Source organism: Corynebacterium sp. HMSC067D03, assembly GCF_001811185.1.
GTDB lineage: Bacteria > Actinomycetota > Actinomycetes > Mycobacteriales > Mycobacteriaceae > Corynebacterium > Corynebacterium coyleae.
Genome location: NZ_KV803820.1, coordinates 278,617 through 293,530, shown reverse-complemented (window position 1 = coordinate 293,530; position 14,914 = coordinate 278,617). Strand labels below are relative to the sequence as shown.

Sequence of the window (14,914 nt, the reverse complement as noted above, 5' to 3'; positions counted from 1 at the left end):
CAAGACCCCCTTTTCACAACTTCAAGGAGACCCCGAAATGTCTTTCGCTCGTAAGGCCACCGCCATCGTTGCTGCTGCGGCCATGACCCTGTCGCTTTCCGCCTGCAACCGTGACTCCGCCGACGAGGGCGCGGTCACTCTGGCGCTGTCCACCCAGACCAACCCGTTCTTCGTCCAGCTTCGCGACGGCGCCCAGGAGAAAGCCGACGAGCTCGGCATCGCCCTGAACGTCCAGGATGCTTCCGATGACGCTGCGACCCAGATCGACCAGCTCAACAATGCGATCACCTCCGGCACCGACGCCGTGATCGTCAACCCCACCGACTCCGACGCCGTCGTCCCGGCCGTCGAGGCCCTGAACAACGCCAGCATCCCGGTCGTCGCCGTGGACCGCTCCTCCAACGGTGGCGACGTCGCCTCCTTCATCTCCTCGGACAACGTCGCTGGCGGCAAGCAGGCAGCCGACGAGCTGGCCAAGGCCATCGGCGAAGAAGGCGAGATCCTGATCCTGCAGGGCATCGCCGGTTCCTCTGCCTCCCGCGATCGTGGCAAGGGCTTCAAGGAGGGCATTGCTAACTACCCGAACATCAAGGTTGTCGGCGAGCAGACCGCCAACTTCGACCGCACCGAAGGCCTGAACGTGGCCACCAACCTGCTGCAGGCGTACCCGAACGTGAAGGCCATCTTCGCGGAGAACGACGAGATGGCTCTCGGCGCTATCGAGGCGCTTGGTGATCGTGCCGGTAAAGATGTGAAGGTCATTGGTTTCGACGGCACCATCGACGGGCTCAAGGCGGTCACCGACGGCCGCATGCACGCCACCATCGCTCAGCAGCCGGGTGAGCTCGGCGCCCGGGCGGTTGAGGAGGCAGCGAAGCTGCTTCGCGACGAAGACGCCACCGCCATCGTCCCGGTCGACGTTGTCACCGTGACCAAGGAAAACGTAGGCGACTTCGAGTAATGCGCAAGACAGGCATTCTCAACGCCCAACTGGCCCGCGCGATCAACGGCCTCGGCCACACCGACACCTTCGCTGTAGCGGACTGCGGCCTGCCCATCCCCGCCGGGGTAGAGGTCGTGGACCTCGCGCTGGTCTTCGGCGTGCCCCGCTTTGCCGATGTCGTCGAAGCGATTCTGGATGAGGTTGTGGTGGAAGGTGCGGTCGTCGCTACGCAAGCGCCCGATGAGGTCGCATTACTTTGCGACGACCCCACCCGCGTCGACCACGAACACCTCAAACAGGCCCTTGCGGACTGCAAGTTCGTGGTCCGCACGGGTGAGACAACCCCGTACGCCAACATCATCTTCCGCAGCGGGGTCCCGTTCTAACCCGGCGTGTTTGTGGCGGTTCCGCTCTCACGCCCTCAAGGCGTATGCTTTAGACCGCGAATGAGTCGGCCGGGCGGCCGCGGCGGCGCGAACCACCTCAGCATTGGGGCAGGCGCACGTCGAGGAAAGTCCGGACTCCACAGGGCACGGTGGTTGCTAACAGCAACCCGGAGTGATCCGCGGGAAAGTGCAACAGAGAGTAAACCGCCCCGCCTTGTGCGGGGTAAGGGTGAAAGGGTGCGGTAAGAGCGCACCGGCATGCGTGGCAACACGTGTGGCCAGGTAAACCCCACCGGGAGCAAGGCAAGAACCCCTGCGCGTGCGCAGAGGTCGTCGGATGTGATGAGGCTGCCCGCCCAGTCCGAAGGTAGCTGCTTGAGGCGCCCAGCGATGGGTGACCCAGATGGATGGTCGCCACTCCGCTTGCGGGGGACAGAATCCGGCTCATAGGCCGACTCATTCGCCCACTTCGTGGCACGATGGCGTTTTATGAAGCTCTACGCCGCACCCCTGAACTTCCGCGCCATTGCGCGCGAATTCGACGTGCCCACCGACTTTGCGCCATCGTTGCACGCAGAGGCCTCGGAGTTGGTGGACCGTTTCGCAGATGTGCGTATCGACGCCCGCGACATCCCCGTTGTCACCATCGACCCGGCCGGCTCTAAAGATTTGGACCAGGCCGTGTTCGTGGAGCAGCGTGCCGGTGGCGGGTACCGGGTGCGGTATGCGATTGCGGACGTGGCGGCGTTCGTGGACAGTGACTCCGCTGTGCACGAGGAGTCGCTGCAGCGCGGCCAGACGATCTACCTGCCCGACGAGCCGGCACGCCTGCACCCGGAGGAAGTCTCCGAAGGGTCGGCGTCGCTGCTGCCGGACGCGGATAGGCCCGCCGTGCTGTGGACCTTCGACCTGGACGGGGAAGGGGAGGTCGACTCGGCCCACGTCGAGCGCGCACTCGTCCACTCGGTGGCGCGTTTGGACTACGAGGGCGTGCACGCCTCCCTGGAGGATGGCTCAATACACCCCTCGATTGCGCTGTTGCCGGAGGTTGGCCGGTTGCGTCAGCAGTCGTCGCTACGCAGGCACGCGATCAACCTGCGTGTGCCGTCCGTGCGCGTGGCCCGCGACGGAGACGCCTACGAACTCGCCATTGAGCCGCGCCACCCGATCATGGACTACAACTCGGAGATCTCCCTGCTCACCGGCATGGTTGCAGGCCAGATGATGGTGGACGCCGGCGTGGGGTTCCTGCGTACCCTCCAGCCGGCGTCAGCGGAAAGCGAGGCCGAGTTCCGCCGCGAGGCCCGCAACCTGGGCTTCGACGTCACCGGCGACATTGGCGAGTTCTTGGCCGGCGTGGACGCGGACACCCCGCACGGCATGGCCGTCATGCGCGAAGCCCAGAAACTCCTGCGCGGCTCCGGCTACGTCGACCTGTCCGAGGACGCTCCCGAGGTCCACGCCGGTATCGGCGGCTACTACGCCCACGTCACCGCACCGCTGCGCAGGCTTATCGACCGCTTCGCCACCGAAGTCTGCCTTGCCATCTGCGCCGGGACACCTGTGCCGGAGTGGGTCACGCGCGACGCCGCACGCATGCTGAAGACCATGGGCCGCTCCTCCCAGTTGGCCAACACCGTGGAAAAGGCCTGCCTGCACCTCACGGAGGCGACGGTGCTCGAGCCGTGGGTGGGCCACAACTTCGACGGCGTCACGCTGAAATCCGGCGAGGAACAGTCCCGCGTGTTCATCGTCGACCCGCCGGTGCTCGCACCCTCTGCCGGCGCGCCTGAGGAAGGCGTATCCACGAAGTTTTCACTCGTGCACGCCGACATCGACGCCCGCGAGGTCGGCTTCGCCTGGCCCGCGGACTAGCGCTGCGGTCCAGGCGAGTGCTTAGTCCTCGAGGCGGGCGACCTCACCCGGGGTGATCTCCACGACCTCAAGGTCCTTCGCCATGGTGGCGGCGAACGTGTCGGCGTCTTGCACCGGCACGAACGCGATCACCGCGTCGGAGGTGCCCGTGGCGGCTGGGCGGGCGGCGATGGCACCGCGCTCGCGCGCCAGGGCGACCAGCGCATCCGGGGTGGTCAGGTCGTGGGCCTCGGACGGGGAGTTCAGCAGCGTGAACAGCTCGTTGGCGCGCCGGGAGCGCAGCGCCTTGGCGGCGGCGAGGGAGCGAAGCGTTTCGGTTTCGCAGAACTGCACCCACTGGCGGGCGACGTCGGGATCGGGTGCGGTCTCGTCGCCAACGGAGCGGCGTGCCTCGACCCACTGGACGACGCGGTTGGTGGCGTCGGGCAGTTGGCGAAGGGATTCGACGCCGAAGTTGGAGCAGGCGGCGTCGATAAACTCGCGGCGGTTCGCAATCGCCTTAGTCTGCACGTCGTACGGCTTGCCCAATTCCTTGGCCAGGGAGAACACGCGCACGCCGTGGCGGGCGGGGTGAGGCGCTTCGGTCAGTGACCCGTCGGCGTAGTCGAGAACACTTACGCCTGTGCCACCGCCACGCAGGGCCACGGAGTGGCGAGCGCGCAGCACCGCCAGCGATGAGTAGGTGGCTACGGCGTGCGAGCAGATCTCCGCGAGCCGGGTGCGGAAGGGTGCGGTATCGATGTCGCCGTGACCGCCCGCCAACGCCAGCGCGATCGCGGCATCGGCGGCGTACAGCGAGCCAAGACCGGCACCGAGCGGCACGTCGGACTCGACGGTGATGTCCAGGCCTGCAGTGTCGCGGGAAAGCACCTGGCGCTGGATCAGCGACTGCACCAGCCCGGTCCAGCGGCGCGCGAGCGGGTCCTGAATCTTGTCGTCGTGCAGCGCGGCCAGGGTTGTCTCGGCGGTGAACTCGCCGAAGGGGCCGTGGGCGGTCAGGGCGATGGTGTCGTCGTCACGCGGGCTCGCCGCAGCAGCTGCACGTAGCGACGACGTCCCAGCCAACGTCACACCACCAAAGTGGTCAACGTTCTCGCCGATGAGCACCCACGTCGCCGGTGCGGACGCCACATGTCCGTCGCCAGAGTGAGCTGCGCGGACGCGCTGGGCGGGGGAAGTTTTGGGGGTTTGAAATGCTGCCATTACACGCTCCTTAACGGCCACCACACTACCAACCGTCTCGGTAGGGTAGGGGCGGTAAAAGCAACGAACATAAAGGAGCAGATCATGGCCGACGAGCAGTACTACTACAACCCGTCCACCGGCGAGGTCACCCAGGGCAAGGAAGCATCCTGGGATAACCGCATGGGCCCGTACGCCTCGCGCGAGGAGGCCGAGAACGCGCTGGCGATCGCGGCGCAGCGCAACAAGGCAGCGGATGCCGCCGACGAAGCCGACGATGACTGGGGCGAGACCCCTTCTTGGGAGAAGTAAGCCCCGCCGGGCCGTGTCTTACGGCTTGATCTTCTTAAACGCCTTGCGCACTTCGCGCACGGTGTCGTCGTAATCGCGAAGCGACTCGTCGCCGCGGTCGAGTTCGCGCTGGTAGAGCATGCCGTAGGAGAAGGTGTCCTCGCCGCGCTCGCGGGCCTCGTTAGCGAGCCGCTCGATGCGCTCGCGTGAGGTCACCGCGTCCTGGAAGTCACCCAACTGGCTTTGCAGCGCCTTGCATGCCTTAGCCAAACGCCCTGCCTTCAGGCCTGCTTCCTGGGCTGCGACAGCGGAGTAGCGCAACTTCTTGGCAGCCTTGCGCACGTCGTGGACGTAGTCCTCGCGCTCGTGCAGCGGCAGGGTGGTGTCGTCGTAGTATTCGGCGACCTTCTTGTGGCGCTTCTTCAACTTCTTGTAGCCGCGCTTGAGGTGGTCGTAGAGGACCTCCTTGGATTGTTTCTTCTCCGTCTTGGCGCCGTCCTCGCTGTCAGCATCCCCAGCGCCGTCAGCAACCGCCACGGGCGGCTCCGCGAGCAGGGCGTCAACGGCATCCAGCAACGACATGAACCGCTCGGAGTCCAGCATCTCCACAATGTCGGCGTGGGCGGCCTCGTAGTCGCGGCGCATGTCGTGTTCGATGTGGGTGCGCGCGGTGTCGTCGATAAGACCAGACTCGTCCGAATCCAGCAGCGCGAGGAAACGCTCCTCCACAACCTCCGCATCGCGCGCGACACCGAGCACGCCGGCGGAATACTTCAGTTCGTCCTCCAGCGTCGCAAGCGCTTCGCCTTCGAGGATGCCCTCGAACGTTTCCAGCAGGGAGCGCATCTCACGGGTGGCCACGCGCAGCTGGTGGACGGAATCAAACTCGTCGTCGCGCACGCGCGGTTCCCAACCCACGATCGCATCGCGCTGTTTGCGTAGCGACGACACCACCGCCGCCGCCGGCGTCCCCTCCTCAACTTCGCCTTGGACGTGTGGGGGCAGGGGAGCGGACTTGATCGAATCCCCAAGCGCCGTGGCCAACTTCGACGGCGAGGAGGACTTCCGTGCACCCGCGGAGATCAGGAAGGAACCTGCCTGGGTAATCAGGTCATCGCCCGCCTCGGTGCCCGCAAGGGCGTCGGCGAGCTCGAGCTCCCATTCGCGCCAGGTGGTGCGCTCACCACCGGGAAGAAGGGACCAGGCGGTGACGTGGTCGTCGCAAAACTCCGCAACCGGGCCATCTTGGCCTGCAAGCGTGATCTCCACGCGGCGGTTATCCACCTGTGCGATCGGCTCGAGCGCTTCCGTGCGCACAATGGCGCGAACCTGGGACAGGAGGGCGTCGGGCACGGTCGTGGGGTCGTCGAGAGGCATGCGCACCTCCTTGCGGCCATCTTCCTGCGGCAACTTGATGTGCCAGCCATCATCCGAACCGCCGGTGCGACGACGCAGCGTGATCTTGGAACGCGTCAGGCGCAGATCGGCCGTGTCGTAGTAGACCGCAGACAGGTTGTGCTCCTGCGTGGACTCAATCGACGTCACCCCCGGCAGTTGAATGAGATCAGGAATGCCGGTGTCCTCATCCACCGCCAACTTGATCTCCACCTCGAGGAAGTTTTGGGGTGTCTGTTCAGCCTGTTCGGACATGGTGCGTGTGTTCTCCTCACCGACGCGGGTTCGACATGTGATCGACGCAGTTTCAGCGCATGTAATGCCTCCGAGTCTAGCGCGCACGCCGATTTGCGCTTGGCCCGTTTTCGAATCGCGGCGCCCGCTACAGTTATGTGCCATGAGCGCCCAAACCGACAATGTGCTGCGACTCGTCGAGCAGCAAGACATCGCTTTTATCCGCCTGTGGTTCACCGACATTTTCGGCTCGCTGAAAACGGTGATGATGTCGCCTGCGGAACTCGAGAGCGCATTCGAGGAGGGCGTGGGGTTTGACGGGTCCTCCATCGAGGGCTTCTCCCGCGTTTCCGAATCGGACACACTGCTGCGCCCGGACCCGTCGACGTACCAGCCGTTGCCGTTCGATGAGGACTCTGGTCTGCAGACCGCGCGCATGTTTTGCGACATCACCATGCCCGACGGCGGCCCGCTGTTCGCGGATCCGCGCCAGGTACTACGCCGCCAGATGAATAACGCCCGCGACATGGGATTCGAGTTTTTGGCCAGCCCCGAGATTGAGTTCTACGTGGTCAAACCCGGCGAGGGCGACCAGCCACCAACCCCTGCGGACAAGGGCGGCTACTTCGACCAAGCCAAACGCAACGAGGCCCCGCGCCTGCGACGCATGGCGGTATCCGCGCTGGAGTACATGGGCATTGTCACCGAGTTCTCCCACCACGAGGGATCCCCAGGCCAGCAGGAGATCGACCTGCGCCACACCGACGCGCTGACCATGGCGGACAACATCCTGACCTTCCGCTACCTGGTCAAGACCGTCGCGGAGATTAACGGGGTGCATGCCACGTTCATGCCCAAGCCGTTCGCGGACCTTGAAGGCTCGGCGATGCACACGCACTTCTCCCTGTTCGAAGGCGACACTAACGCGTTCCACGATCCTGATGACGAAATCAGCCTGTCTGCCACCGGCCGCCAGTTCATCGCCGGCATCATCGAGCACGCCAGCGAAATCTCCGCGGTGACCAACCAGTGGGTGAATTCGTACAAGCGCCTCCAGTTCGGCTCCGAAGCGCCGACCGCGGCGACCTGGGGCATTTCGAACCGTTCCGCGATGGTGCGCGTGCCCACCTACCGCCTGCACAAGGCGGAGTCGCGCCGGGCGGAGGTGCGCTCGCTGGATTCGGCCTGCAACCCATACCTGGCATACGCGGCCATCCTCGCCGCTGGCCTGAAGGGGATCGAGGAGGGCTACGAGCTCGACGAGCCAGCACGCGACGACGTGTTCGCCCTGACCCGCCGGGAGCGCCGCGCGATGGGCTACCGGGACCTGCCGACCTCGCTCGATCAGGCGTTGCGCCACCTGGAGCGCTCCGAGTTCATGGCGGAAGTGCTTGGCGAGCAGGTCTTCGAATTCTTCCTGCGTGCAAAATGGCAGGAGTGGCACGAGTACACCTCGAAGATCACCCCGTGGGAGATCGAAACCGGGATTGATTTGTAGTGAAGCCCGCGAAACTTGGCCTGACCAGACCGCGCGCCGCCGAGGACTTAGCCGAGCTCGGTTTTGATGCCGAGGAGCTTGGCTACACGTTGGCGGGTTCCGCGGATCCGGATCTGGCGCTCAACAACGCTTACCGCCTGCACGAGGCACTGGATTCGTGGGACGAGCTGCTTGCCGAACTGCGCGCGAACTCGATTTTCCGCACGCGCTTCTTCGCCCTGCTCGGCGGCTCGACCGCGCTGTCAGATCACCTCATTGCCAACCCTGAGCAGTGGCGATTGCTTTGCGACGACCTCCCGTCCCGCCCCGACATGTTCCGCACCATGCTCGGCGCGGTTGGCGTGGATGCGGACGGGCCGGGTCTGTATCGGGCTGAGGTGGGTGAGGTTGGCGTCGCAAAGCAAAAGCTTCGCACAGCTCATCGCAACCTTGTGATGCGCGTTGCAGCCGCAGACCTGGCCGGCACCTTCGCCGCGGTGAAGGGCTTCGGCGAAGGTGAGCCGATGACGTACGCCTACACCACCGACCGGTTGACGGACCTGGCGGACGCGGCGCTCACGGCGGCACTTGCGGTCGCGGTGCGGGAAGTCTACGGCGACGAGGACATCGACGCTGACCTGGCCGTGATCGCCATGGGCAAGTGCGGCGCGTGGGAGCTGAACTACATCTCGGATGTGGACGTCGTGTTCGTCGCCGAGCCTGTGACCACCAAGATCACGCGCGTGGCCAGCGAGATGATGCGCATCGGCTCCGCCTGCTTCTTCGAAGTGGACGCGAACCTGCGGCCCGAAGGGGCAGCCGGAGCCCTGGTGCGCACGCTTGATTCGCACGTGGCGTACTACAAAAAGTGGGCGCAGACCTGGGAGTTCCAGGCACTGCTCAAGGCCCGTCCGATGACCGGATCGATGGATCTGGGCCAGGCGTATTCGGACGCGTTGTCGCCGCTGGTGTGGGAGGCGTCCCAGCGCGACTCCTTCGTCGAAGACGTCCAAGCCATGCGCCGCCGCGTGCTGGAAAACGTGCCCGCAGACGTGCGCGACCGTGAACTCAAGCTCGGCCCCGGTGGGCTTCGCGACGTCGAGTTCGCCGTGCAACTGCTCCAACTCGTGCACGGGCGTATCGACGACACCCTGCGCGCCCGCAACACCCTCGAAGCCCTCGCCGACCTGGCCAAGGGCGGGTACGTGGGCCGCGAGGACGCGAAGGTGCTCACCGACGCGTATGAGTTTTTGCGCCTGCTTGAGCACCGTCTCCAACTGCAGCGGTTCAAGCGCACCCACCAACTGCCAGATGCCGATGATGAGAAGCGCAACCGGTGGCTCGCCCGCGCCGCAGGCTTCTCAGCCGGGCCACGCGGTACCGCCCCTGAGGCGATGAACCGGCATCTCAAGGCCATCCGCCACGAGGTGGCCACGCTGCACGAGCGTCTCTTCTACCGCCCGCTGCTGGACGCCGTGGTGGACCTCACCGTCGGTGAAGCAACACTTTCCGCCGCCGGTGTGAAGGACCAGTTGGCAGCCCTGGGCTACCGCCACCCGGCGCGCGCGTTTGACCACCTGACCGCGCTGATCAAGGGCACCTCCCGCAAGGCGAAACTGCAGGCCATCCTCTTGCCATCGCTTATGCATTGGCTGGCTGATACCGCCGACCCCGACCAGGGCCTACTCAACTACCGCAAGCTGTCCGAGGCCGCTGTCGATCGCAGTTGGTTTTTGCGCATGCTTCGCGACGAAGGCGTGGCCTCCCAACGCCTCATGCACATCCTCGGCACCTCCCCGTACACCTCCGACCTGATCATTTCCGCACCTGACGTGGTGAAACTGCTCGGGGATGGCTCCGCCGGCCCGCGCCTGCTCGAGGTGGCTCCCGATCAGGTGCATAAGGCGATCATTGCCTCCGCGAAGCGCCACCAAGCCGACCCGGAGAAAGCGGTGTCGGTGGCGCGTTCCCTGCGCCGGGCCGAGTTGGCCCGTATCGCTGCGGCTGATCTGCTCGGTCTGATGGAGGTGCGCCAGGTCTGTCTGGAACTGACGTATGTGTGGGACGCGGTCCTTGAGGCCGCGCTGCAGGCAGAGGTGTATTCGACCACTGCCGCCGCTGGTCTCGACGAGGCCCCCGCACGAATCGCAGTGATCGGGATGGGCCGGCTTGGCGGCGCCGAGTTGGGCTACGGCTCTGACGCCGACGTCATGGTGGTCACCGAACCAGCAGACGGCGTCGACGAAACAGAAGCCATCGCTTGGGCCACGAAGGTGCTCGACCAGATCCGTACCCGCCTGTCCAAACCATCCGGCGACCCGCCGCTGGAGGTGGACCTGGGTCTGCGCCCCGAGGGTCGCTCCGGACCGGTGACGCGCACCATTGCCTCCTACGTGCGTTACTACCGCGAGTGGGGCGAAGTCTGGGAGCGCCAAGCACTCCTTCGCGCCAACGTCGTCGCCGGCGACCGCGAGGTAGGGGAGCGCTTCCTTTCGGCCATCGCCGAGTTCCGCTACCCCGAGGCCGGCGCAACGCCCGCCGATATTCGCGAGATCCGCCGCATCAAAGCCCGCGTGGATAACGAGCGCCTGCCCCGTGGCGCCGACCGGGCCACCCACACCAAACTTGGCCGCGGCGCACTTGCCGATGTGGAGTGGACCGTCCAACTGATCACCATGGCGCACGCGCATCGTCATCACGAACTGCGCACCCCGTCCACACTTGACGCACTGGACTTCCTCGTGGAGCTCGACGACCCCGAGGTGCTTTCCGCCGACAAGGCGCGAACCCTGCGCACCGCGTGGCTCACCGCGACCCGCGCCCGCAACGCTATTGTGCTCGTCTCCGGCAAGCGTGAGGACCAGCTCCCCGCACCGGGCCCGCAACTGGCCCAGGTCGCTGGCTCTGCCGGATACGACCCCGACGACCAGCAAGAGTTTCTCGAGGACTACCTGCGCATCACCCGGCGCGCCCACCGCGTGGTTGAGGAAGTGTTCTGGGGCGAAAAGCAGTCCTTGGAATTCGACTAGGCGCGGCGGTTGCGGAATCAATAAGCTCTGTGGGCATGGCAGTGAACATGACTATCGACCTTGACAACGCAACCTTCGCCGACCTCGTCGCACTCGTCGACGCCGCCCGCGTCGCCGGCATCGACCCATCCGCAAAGCTCGAACTCGACGACACGACGCTTAACGTCACCGTCGAGCCGAGCCCGCGCCGGGCATCCACACCGGAGCAGCCGAAGGAGCGCTCGGTGGCACCGCTTGGCGACGCCGCAATCCGCTCCGTCGTGGACATCCTCACCGGCCGCCAGGAGCCCCCGCGCCACTAGCACCCCGGCACCGCCGCAGCACCCCGCCGGTGCGCGCTCACGCGCCACCGCCCCCGGCGCCCCGGCACCGCTAACGCGCCACCGCCCCTCCAACGTTCATATGCAGGGCTCGATATGCGTAAGTCCTGGTCACGGCTTTGGAGATACCTTTCGGGCCGTTTTCCCAATTTTGCGCTGACCTGCAGTTACGCATATCGAGCCCTGCATATGAACGAATCGAGGCCCCACGACCGCACCAAAGGGCGGCTTTCCGGGCCTGCCGACGCTGAACGTAAATGCCCATTCCGACCAAGGGCATACACCGATCACGTAGACTGCCCGGCGTGGACTTCATTTCGACGCGCGACGCAACTGCCCAGGCCCGTTCCTTCACTGACATCCTGCTCACCGGCTTAAGCCCGGACGGCGGGCTGTTTATGCCGGCGGTGTACCCGACACTTTCGCCGGCGCTTCTCGACGAGTGGCGCACCCTTTTGGCCAACGACGGCTACGCCGCACTTGCCGCAGAGGTGTTGAAGCTGTTCGTCGATGACATCCCGGCGGAGGACCTCGAGGCGATTGCCAAGCGTGCGTACCGCACCCCGGTGTTCGCGGACGAGGAGATCGTGCCGGTTACGCGTCTGAACGACGGCCTGCACATCGCGCACCTCTCCGAAGGTCCGACCGCTGCGTTTAAGGACATGGCGATGCAGCTGCTCGGCGAGCTCTTCGAGTACGAACTCGGGCGCCGCGGCGAAGAGATCAATATTCTGGGCGCGACCTCTGGCGATACCGGCTCGTCGGCCGAGTACGCCATGCGTGGCCGCGACAACATCCGCGTGTTCATGCTCACCCCGGCCGGGCGTATGACCCCGTTCCAGCAGGCCCAGATGTTCGGCCTGGATGACCCGAACATTTTCAACATCGCGCTCGACGGCGTTTTCGATGATTGCCAGGACGTGGTCAAGGAAGTCAGCGCGGACGCGGAGTTTAAGTCGAAGTACTCGATCGGTGCGGTCAACTCCATTAACTTCGCGCGTTTGCTTGCGCAGGTGGTGTACTACATCGCCACATACCTCAAGACGACGAAGACGAACGAGGAGCAGGTTTCGATCTGCGTGCCTACCGGTAACTTTGGCAACGTGTGCGCAGGCCACATTGCCAAGCAGATGGGGCTGCCGCTTGATCGCCTGATCGTGGCGACGAACGAGAACAACGTCCTGCACGAGTTCTTCACCACCGGTGATTACCGCCCGCGTTCCGCAGCCGACACGTACGCCACCTCGTCGCCGTCGATGGATATTTCCAAGGCGTCGAACTTTGAGCGCATGATCTTCGACGCGCTGGACCGCGACGCGGACACCACCCGCGAGCTCTTCGGCACCAAGGTCAAAGAGGGCGGCTTCGCGCTGGACACCGATACGCTTGAGCGCATCACCGACAAGTACGGTTTCGGCTCGGGCACCTCGACGCATGCGGACCGCATTGCCACGATCAAGCGCATCAAGGACGAGTACGGCGTGGTTATTGACCCGCACACCGCCGACGGCGTGTTCGTGGCGCAGCAGCTGGCAGACAGCGTAGAAACTCCCATTGTTGTGCTGGAGACTGCGCTGCCGGTGAAATTCGCGGATACCATTGTGGAGGCAATTGGCGAGCTTCCGGAGGTGCCGGAGCGCTTCGCCGCGATTATGGACGCCGAGCGCCACGTTGTGGATCTGCCGAATGACGCCGAGCAGGTCAAGGCATTCATCGCCGACGCAATCGAGCGCACGGACGTCTAGGAAAGGATCCCCACCGATGGCACAAGAGCAGTTCGCAGGTCCTGAGCAGTACACGGAGTTCGATCCGGAGAAGTTCCTGCGCGACATCAAGATTCAGGCCGAGGAAGCCGCCAAGGGTGACAAGTTTTTTCTTGACGACGACACCGACGCCGAAAACTCCGACGCCGACAAGTAAGGCTCGCGCTTGACCTTCCCTGAACATCAGGCAGGCGGCGACAACCTGGCGCGGCGCTACCAGCCGGAGGATGGCCAGCAGTGGCAGTTCCCGGACATGCCCGGCGTGCCCGGCACGCCCGCGCAGCCTGCTCTGTCTGCGCCGCCCACTCAGCGGCGTACGGGTTTGCGGACCGGCGGGTGGATTACGGTGATCGTCGCAACGCTTGCTGCTGTTGCGATGGTGGTGTGGCTCGGGCTGACCACGAGCCAATTCCCAACTCCCACGGTGGAGGAGCGCCACGCGCTTGAGCGTGTGCAAACGCCGGATGAGGCCCCGCCTGCACCGGTGGAGGAGAGCAATGTGCTCGTGCCTGCGTTCGCGCCGTGGGCGCCGGGTACGCGCATTCAGTCCACGGACCATTACCCGGAGCCGGGTGAGCACTTCACCGCGCAGTCGTGCACTGCGGCGTTCTCGTTTACTGGAGCTGACGGCCGAGCCTATGCGGTGACTGCGGGCCACTGCGGGCGTGCGGGTGACCTTGTGTGGCCGACGAATGCGGAGACCGCCTTCGACTACGCGCACGAGGTAGGCAAGTTCATCTATTCCGGCATGTACGGCGACGCGAATGAGGAAACGAGAGGTATCGATGTCGGCATCATCGAGATCACCGATGCCGAGCGGTTCATGGATGTCGTCGGTGCTCCGATCGCAACCGGTATTGCCAAGGACCTGCACGATCTCGACCGCGTGTGCAAAACCGGCGCGACCACCGGCTATACCTGCGGCAAGTTTGAGGCGACCCAGCGTGTGCAGATCGTGAACCTTGACGACGACGCCGAGGCCCAAACCCACGGCGACATCGCCTCCGTCTGCGCCGCTTCGGGCGACTCGGGCGGGCCGGTGTTCACCGAGATCAACGGCCGGGCCACGGTCATCGGAGTGGTCTCAGGCACCGAGGCTGGCCGTGCGGGGGAGGAGTGTTTCGAAGGCATGGAGGATCCGCTGCTGATGAGCTACTCCAACATCAACCAGGTGATGGCCGTGATCAACCACGTCGTGCCTGACGCGGATCTCGTGCCTCAGCGCTGGTAATGAGCGCTGGTAGTTAGCGCTCGAGGCCCCACTTCTCGTTGAACGCCTCACCGGCGGGGAACGTCTTGGTGGACCTGCCGTCCTTCTTGTCGTTGTCCACCACGATGACCTCGTCGTCGTAGTAGCCGAAGAACGCGATGCGGTCGATCTCGTCGGGGCGGTTGAGTTGCGTCCACTGCCGCTCGAGTTGCTTCGCGTCGTAGCCGGTTGCTTCCGCGTCGGTCCAGATCAACCTGATTTCGTGGAAGTTGTTCTGGGCGGGGTAGACGGCGAAGGACGCGGAGTCAGCGCCTTGGGCCACCGCGAAATCGAAGGTGTTTTGGATGGTGGTAGCGGGTATCGTCGCAAAGCAAAAGCCCCAGAAGTTCACCCGCATGCCGTCTGGGGTGGTCAGCTCGAGCGTGTCCAGGCAGTTTTGCTCGAGCAGGCGTGAGACGTGGCCGGCGAACTCGGTGGAATCGCTCATGACGTACTCGGCGAGATCGCCACGCGCCATCACACCAGTGTTGGTTTTGCCTACCTGCAGGTTCTGGATCAGGTGGGGGCGCACACTCGCCGCCACATTGGAAGGATCGGCCGGGGCCGGGTTAAACGGGCGCACCGGTTGTGGCAGGGACGCCTCGGTGCTTTCCGCGTCTGCGGTGTATCGCAGCCCGAACACGGCCCCCACCACCGCGGCGACGACGAGTGCGCCGTAGACCGTGACAAACACCGGCGTGGGCACGCGCTGCAGGAAGGTGCGCGTGGGCTGTTCGGGTTCGGTCACGGAAGTGCTCATATCGGAAGGG

Annotated in this window: 13 protein-coding genes and 1 other RNA gene; 11 read left to right on the top strand and 3 right to left on the bottom strand. The window is 65.0% G+C overall.

The features are described 5' to 3' along the window. Positions 1-37 precede the first annotated feature (37 nt). From HMPREF2785_RS07110 to HMPREF2785_RS07095, 4 genes are all read left to right on the top strand, one after another. Positions 38-961 (top strand): D-ribose ABC transporter substrate-binding protein, encoded by a 924-nt coding sequence (locus HMPREF2785_RS07110; protein ID WP_070614617.1) that lies wholly within the window; start codon positions 38-40, stop codon positions 959-961. After that, the gene (locus HMPREF2785_RS07105; RefSeq protein ID WP_070422137.1) at positions 961-1,329 is read left to right on the top strand and encodes an RbsD/FucU domain-containing protein; all 369 of its coding nucleotides are present in this window, start codon (positions 961-963) and stop codon (positions 1,327-1,329) included. The genes HMPREF2785_RS07110 and HMPREF2785_RS07105 overlap by 1 nt, the downstream gene beginning before the upstream one ends. A 61-nt stretch (positions 1,330-1,390) precedes the next feature. Next, positions 1,391-1,792, top strand: an RNA gene (gene rnpB / locus HMPREF2785_RS07100) — RNase P RNA component class A. Between the two features lie 26 nt (positions 1,793-1,818). Then, positions 1,819-3,204 (top strand): RNB domain-containing ribonuclease, encoded by a 1,386-nt coding sequence (locus HMPREF2785_RS07095; RefSeq protein WP_070614692.1) that lies wholly within the window; start codon positions 1,819-1,821, stop codon positions 3,202-3,204. A gap of 21 nt (positions 3,205-3,225) precedes the next feature. Here HMPREF2785_RS07095 and HMPREF2785_RS07090 read toward each other — a convergent pair whose 3' ends face one another. Beyond that, a complete protein-coding gene (locus tag HMPREF2785_RS07090; protein ID WP_070614616.1) occupies positions 3,226-4,407 on the bottom strand; it encodes a galactokinase family protein in 1,182 nt (393 codons plus the stop codon). An 84-nt stretch (positions 4,408-4,491) separates the two neighbouring features. Between HMPREF2785_RS07090 and HMPREF2785_RS07085 the strand changes: the two genes are divergently transcribed. Next, positions 4,492-4,698: a hypothetical protein gene (locus HMPREF2785_RS07085; RefSeq protein WP_070614615.1), complete on the top strand. Its 207-nt coding sequence runs from the start codon at positions 4,492-4,494 to the stop codon at positions 4,696-4,698. An 18-nt stretch (positions 4,699-4,716) separates the two neighbouring features. On the opposite strand, the gene HMPREF2785_RS07080 is transcribed toward HMPREF2785_RS07085, so the two are convergent. Next, positions 4,717-6,327: a CYTH and CHAD domain-containing protein gene (locus HMPREF2785_RS07080; protein ID WP_070614614.1), complete on the bottom strand. Its 1,611-nt coding sequence runs from the start codon at positions 6,325-6,327 to the stop codon at positions 4,717-4,719. Positions 6,328-6,469: 142 nt separating this feature from the next. Between HMPREF2785_RS07080 and HMPREF2785_RS07075 the strand changes: the two genes are divergently transcribed. The 6 genes from HMPREF2785_RS07075 to HMPREF2785_RS07055 all read left to right on the top strand — a co-directional run bounded on the left by HMPREF2785_RS07075 (position 6,470) and on the right by HMPREF2785_RS07055 (position 14,126). After that, positions 6,470-7,804, top strand: a complete 1,335-nt coding sequence (locus HMPREF2785_RS07075; protein WP_070614613.1) for a glutamine synthetase family protein — start codon at positions 6,470-6,472, stop codon at positions 7,802-7,804. Beyond that, entirely contained in the window at positions 7,804-10,812 is a 3,009-nt protein-coding gene (locus tag HMPREF2785_RS07070) for a bifunctional [glutamine synthetase] adenylyltransferase/[glutamine synthetase]-adenylyl-L-tyrosine phosphorylase (protein ID WP_070614612.1), read from the top strand. Before HMPREF2785_RS07075 ends, HMPREF2785_RS07070 begins: the two co-directional genes overlap by 1 nt. Positions 10,813-10,847: 35 nt before the next feature. Beyond that, complete coding sequence (locus tag HMPREF2785_RS07065) at positions 10,848-11,114, top strand: hypothetical protein (RefSeq protein ID WP_070422144.1); 267 nt, start codon at positions 10,848-10,850, stop codon at positions 11,112-11,114. 323 nt (positions 11,115-11,437) lie between these two features. After that, positions 11,438-12,877 (top strand): threonine synthase, encoded by a 1,440-nt coding sequence (thrC, locus tag HMPREF2785_RS07060; RefSeq protein WP_070614611.1) that lies wholly within the window; start codon positions 11,438-11,440, stop codon positions 12,875-12,877. 16 nt (positions 12,878-12,893) lie between these two features. Next, positions 12,894-13,052, top strand: coding sequence for a hypothetical protein (locus HMPREF2785_RS11980; protein WP_168161888.1), 159 nt, complete (start codon positions 12,894-12,896; stop codon positions 13,050-13,052). A gap of 9 nt (positions 13,053-13,061) precedes the next feature. Beyond that, positions 13,062-14,126 carry a S1 family peptidase gene (locus HMPREF2785_RS07055; protein ID WP_246821183.1) on the top strand — a complete coding sequence of 355 codons (1,065 nt, stop codon included), beginning with the start codon at positions 13,062-13,064 and terminating at the stop codon, positions 14,124-14,126. 13 nt (positions 14,127-14,139) lie between these two features. Here the strand turns inward: HMPREF2785_RS07055 and HMPREF2785_RS07050 are convergent, their stop codons facing one another. Beyond that, complete coding sequence (locus tag HMPREF2785_RS07050) at positions 14,140-14,904, bottom strand: hypothetical protein (protein WP_070614610.1); 765 nt, start codon at positions 14,902-14,904, stop codon at positions 14,140-14,142. Positions 14,905-14,914 lie beyond the last annotated feature (10 nt).